This is a genomic window from Paracoccus sp. P2, assembly GCF_046335115.1.
Taxonomy (GTDB): Bacteria; Pseudomonadota; Alphaproteobacteria; order Rhodobacterales; family Rhodobacteraceae; genus Paracoccus; species Paracoccus pantotrophus.
Window position 1 is genome coordinate 1 of record NZ_JBGOSN010000103.1, and the last position, 3,834, is coordinate 3,834.

The 3,834-nt window shown below is 63.8% G+C and carries 4 protein-coding genes, 1 tRNA gene and 2 pseudogenes; 4 read left to right on the top strand and 3 right to left on the bottom strand.

Annotated elements, in window-relative coordinates; all coding sequences use genetic code 11:
- From ACDP63_RS24305 to ACDP63_RS24320, 4 genes and pseudogenes are all read left to right on the top strand, one after another.
- On the top strand, positions 1–487 hold a 487-nt coding region (locus ACDP63_RS24305; protein WP_409928804.1), incomplete at its 5' end, for an ABC transporter permease subunit.
- Positions 488–601: 114 nt separating this feature from the next.
- Positions 602–1,618, top strand: a complete 1,017-nt coding sequence (locus ACDP63_RS24310) for an NAD(P)H-quinone oxidoreductase (protein ID WP_024846193.1) — start codon at positions 602–604, stop codon at positions 1,616–1,618.
- A 24-nt stretch (positions 1,619–1,642) separates the two neighbouring features.
- Positions 1,643–1,813 (top strand): annotated as a pseudogene (locus ACDP63_RS24315) (hypothetical protein); the annotation flags it as partial.
- Positions 1,811–2,884 (top strand): hypothetical protein, encoded by a 1,074-nt coding sequence (locus ACDP63_RS24320; RefSeq protein WP_409928805.1) that lies wholly within the window; start codon positions 1,811–1,813, stop codon positions 2,882–2,884. The pseudogene ACDP63_RS24315 and the gene ACDP63_RS24320, both read left to right, overlap by 3 nt.
- On the opposite strand, the pseudogene ACDP63_RS24325 reads toward ACDP63_RS24320, so the two are convergent.
- The 3 genes and pseudogenes from ACDP63_RS24325 to ACDP63_RS24335 all read right to left on the bottom strand — a co-directional run.
- Positions 2,873–2,974 (bottom strand): annotated as a pseudogene (locus ACDP63_RS24325) (hypothetical protein); the annotation flags it as partial. The gene ACDP63_RS24320 and the pseudogene ACDP63_RS24325 overlap by 12 nt on opposite strands.
- A gap of 30 nt (positions 2,975–3,004) precedes the next feature.
- Positions 3,005–3,367: a hypothetical protein gene (locus ACDP63_RS24330; protein WP_036765937.1), complete on the bottom strand. Its 363-nt coding sequence runs from the start codon at positions 3,365–3,367 to the stop codon at positions 3,005–3,007.
- 185 nt (positions 3,368–3,552) lie between these two features.
- Positions 3,553–3,626 (bottom strand) — tRNA-Gly (locus ACDP63_RS24335).
- Between the last annotated feature and the right edge of the window lie 208 nt (positions 3,627–3,834).

Sequence of the window (3,834 nt, forward strand, 5' to 3'; positions counted from 1 at the left end):
GGGCTATTCGGTGCAGCGCTACAAGCTGGGCGCCTTCGTGATGTCGGCGGCGCTGGCCGGGCTCGCGGGCGGCGTCAAGGCGCTGATCTTCCAGTTCGCGACGCTGACCGACGTGACCTGGCAGATGTCGGGCGAGGTGATCCTGATGACGCTCTTGGGCGGCATCGGCACGCTGCTCGGCCCCATCGTCGGCGCCGGCCTGGTGGTCAGCTTGCAGAACTACCTCGCCACATCCGACTTCCCGGTGACGATCATCACCGGCGTCGTCTTCATGGTCTGCGTCCTGCTGTTCCGCAGAGGACTCGTCGGAGAGTTCTTCGCAACCAGGCTGGGCAGAAAACTCGGGTTCNCCACATCCGACTTCCCGGTGACGATCATCACCGGCGTCGTCTTCATGGTCTGCGTCCTGCTGTTCCGCAGAGGACTCGTCGGAGAGTTCTTCGCAACCAGGCTGGGCAGAAAACTCGGGTTCAGGGCGAAGGATTGACGTTCCCTACCACCCATGGCTCCCCCGAGGCCAACGCAAGTCTTGGGGGAGCGAAAGACCCCTGATCCGGTCGCCGCAAACCGGGTCGCCATCCCAAACAAGGAGACGACGAGAATGTCCCAAGCTTCCGACACCCAGATGCTTTGCGTCGAGATCAGCCAGCCGGGGGATCCTTCGGTTCTGGTCCCCGCCCTGCGCGAACGGCCGCGGCCCCAAGCAGGCGATGTGATCATCAAGGTCGCTGCTGCCGGGGTGAACTATCCCGACGTCCTGCAACGGCAAGGCCGCTACGACGTTCCGCCCGGCGCCAGCGACCTGCCGGGGCTCGAGGTCGCGGGGACGATCGTCGAGGTCGGCGCGGACGTGACAGGCCTTGTCGTCGGCGACAAGGTTTGCGCCCTGACCCCCGGCGGCGGCTATGCGGAATTCGTCCGCACCCCGGCCGAGCAATGCCTGCATATCCCGCCGGGGGTCAGCATGACCGAGGCGGCGACCCTGCCGGAAGTCTACTATACGATCTGGTTCAATCTGGTGATGCAGGGCAACCTGTTCCAGGCCCGCCGCCTGCTGGTCCACGGCGGCAGCGGCGGTATCGGCAGCGCCACGATCCAGCTCGCCTCCGCCTTCGGGATTGAGGTCTTCACGACCGCGGCTACAGACGAAGCCTGCGATTTCTGCCGAGATCTGGGGGCTGCGGTCGCGATCAACTACACCAAGGAAGACTACGTGACCGTCGTGCAGGACAGGACGCAGGGTCAGGGCGTCGACATCGTCCTGGACATGGTCGGCGGCGATTACATCCAGCGCAACCTGACCTGCCTTGCCCAGAGGGGGCGGCTGATCAATCTCTATTACCTGAAGAGCAGCAAGGTGGAGCTGGACATGATGCCGGTCCTGGTCAAGAACCTGACCCTTACCGGGTCGTTGCTGCGGCCCCAGCCATTGTCGGTGAAAGCCGAAATCGCCGCAGGTCTGGAGAAGACGGTCTGGCCGCTCTTCAAAGCGGGCAAGATCCGATCGGTGGTGAGCGAGACCTTTGCATTGGAACGCGCATCCGAGGCACATGCGACGATGGAATCTGGCCAACATGCCGGCAAGATCGTGCTGCTGACCGGGCATAACCAGGATTGATCTCGCTTATCGGCTTATGCGGCCGGACACGAGGTAGCGAAGGCGGACATCGATTCTTTCCTCTCTGCCTCCTCAAAACCACCATTCGTTCGCCGCGTCGTCATGGATTCGACCGAGGTCGAGTGGTCTGCGAATGCAGAGGAGATGCTGATCGGCCAGGCGATCCCTGTGCTGCGGATCGGCCTCGGGGACATGCGCGCCTCGGATCGCATCCAGATCATCGGCAGCAAGGAGCTGGAATCTGTCACGGCAACGGTCGAGGACCTGCCCCTTCGCCCTGCCGCCAAACGCTCTGGCATCACCAGTGCCGGTCGTGACCGCGGCTACGATGATTTCGTGATCGAGGACGAAAGCCAGCCCGAACTTCCCGGTCTCATTCTCGACGATTTCAGTCGCGCCATCATGGCCAAGATCGTCAAGAAATGCGGCGATCGCGAATACTGGGACCGCTGGACCGCCAGCCTGCGTGACATCGCCATCGCCCATATCACCCGGCTGGAAGCGATCCTGTCGGCGCCCGGCCCGGCGCGCACGGAATTCGACCGTTTCCTTGCCGAAATCCGCGATGATGTGAATGCGGGCATCACCGAGGCTGAAGCTGTCGAGATGCTGGCCCAGCACATCATCACACGTCCTGTTTTCGACGCCCTGTCTGAAGACCACAGATTCGCGACGGAAAACCCGGTCTCCCGCGCCATTCAGGATGTGCTGGATGTGCTGGAAAGCGCGCATCTGGAGAAGGAAGGCCGCGACCTCGGTGAATTCTACCGCTCGGTCCGGCTGAAGGCCCAGGGCATCACCAATCCCGCCGCCAAGCAGGACCTGATCCGCCAGCTTTGCGACAACTTCTTCGGCGTGACCTTCAAGGGCACCCGAGACAGGCTGGGCATTGCTTACACCCCCGTCGAGATCGTCGATTTCAGCATCCGCCCCGTCAATGACGTGCTGGAGGATGAGTTCGGCCAAACCCTCGGCTCCAAGGGCGTCCATATCATCGCCCCCTTCACCGGCACCGGCACCTTCATCACGCGCCTGCTGCAATCGGGCCTGATCCAGCCCGACCAGCTGGAGCACAAATTCCGCTATGAACTGCACGCCAATGAGATCCTGCTGCTGGCCTATTACATCGCCGCGATCAACATCGAGTCCGTTTATGAACGGCTCTCGGGCAGCTACGCGCCCTTCAAGCGCCTGGCGCAGCATGGCATAGGACATGAGCGGCGCCACGCGCCCGTTGCCGTCCAGGAACGGGTGAACCCAGAGTAGCCGGTGATGCCCGCAAGCCGAGGCCAGGATGGGCTCGATCCGGCCTTTCACCGCATAGGGGGACGCGTCATGGCCTGGGATCGGGATCATCACCCCCCAGCCGCTCCGCGATATAGAGCCTCAGGGCGTCCCCCCGGCGCAAGTTCGGGGGGGGCGGCTGCGTTCCGGCCCGAGGCGCAGCAGATTGGCCGCGTGGCGGTCCACCAGAGGCATCCCGAGCGGCCGCCAGCCGTCTTGCGGGCAGCTGTCGGCCAGACCGTCCCCCTCGTGGGCCGGTTCTTCCGAGGTCGCCCCCGCCGCGACCAGGTCGGCGCGGCGGCGGAGGGCTGCGACGTAGGCTTCCCTGTCCGAGAGGGATGGCGAGAGCGGCGGGGCCTTGAGCCGGCGCCGGGCGGCGGCAATCTCGCGCTCCACCTGCGCATGAAGGCGGGGATCGACGGCGAGGGCTTCGTTTCGGGAATCGCCCGGCTTCTTCTTGAACATGGTCCTGCCGATAAGCCCGAGAGGTTCCTTAGGAACCCTGCGGCGATACCGGAAAGGCCCGGATGCGGTGCGCTCGAAGTACTGCAAAACGAGCCGCAAGTGACCCCGGCATGCCCCTTATTATGCACCAAAGGCGGCGCAAGACTCGGAAGTCACTGAGGAATACGGGCCAACCATGGGGTCGTTGGAGCGGGTGAAGGGAATCGAACCCTCGTCTTCAGCTTGGGAAGCTGCGGCTCTACCATTGAGCTACACCCGCGAGGCCCGGATTGCTTACTGTCTTGCGCCGGCCGCCGCAAGGCCAATCTGCGCCCGGCGCTTCTTCGTTCCTCAAATACCCCATCGGTAACGCAGCCAGTCGAGGTGAGCCATCCGCCGAGAATCGGCCAGTGAGGCAAGCTGCGATCCGCCGTCTTCTGGTCTCCAGGGACGAGGGGATCGGACGATGCCGAAAGGCAGGAACCATG

Excerpts from the sequence above, each read along its gene's own strand:
- ACDP63_RS24310 (WP_024846193.1), top strand. The coding sequence starts at position 602 with ATGTCCCAAGCTTCCGACACCCAGATGCTTTGCGTCGAGATCAGCCAG.
- ACDP63_RS24320 (WP_409928805.1), top strand. The coding sequence starts at position 1,811 with ATGCGCGCCTCGGATCGCATCCAGATCATCGGCAGCAAGGAGCTGGAA.
- ACDP63_RS24330 (WP_036765937.1), bottom strand. The coding sequence starts at position 3,367 with ATGTTCAAGAAGAAGCCGGGCGATTCCCGAAACGAAGCCCTCGCCGTC.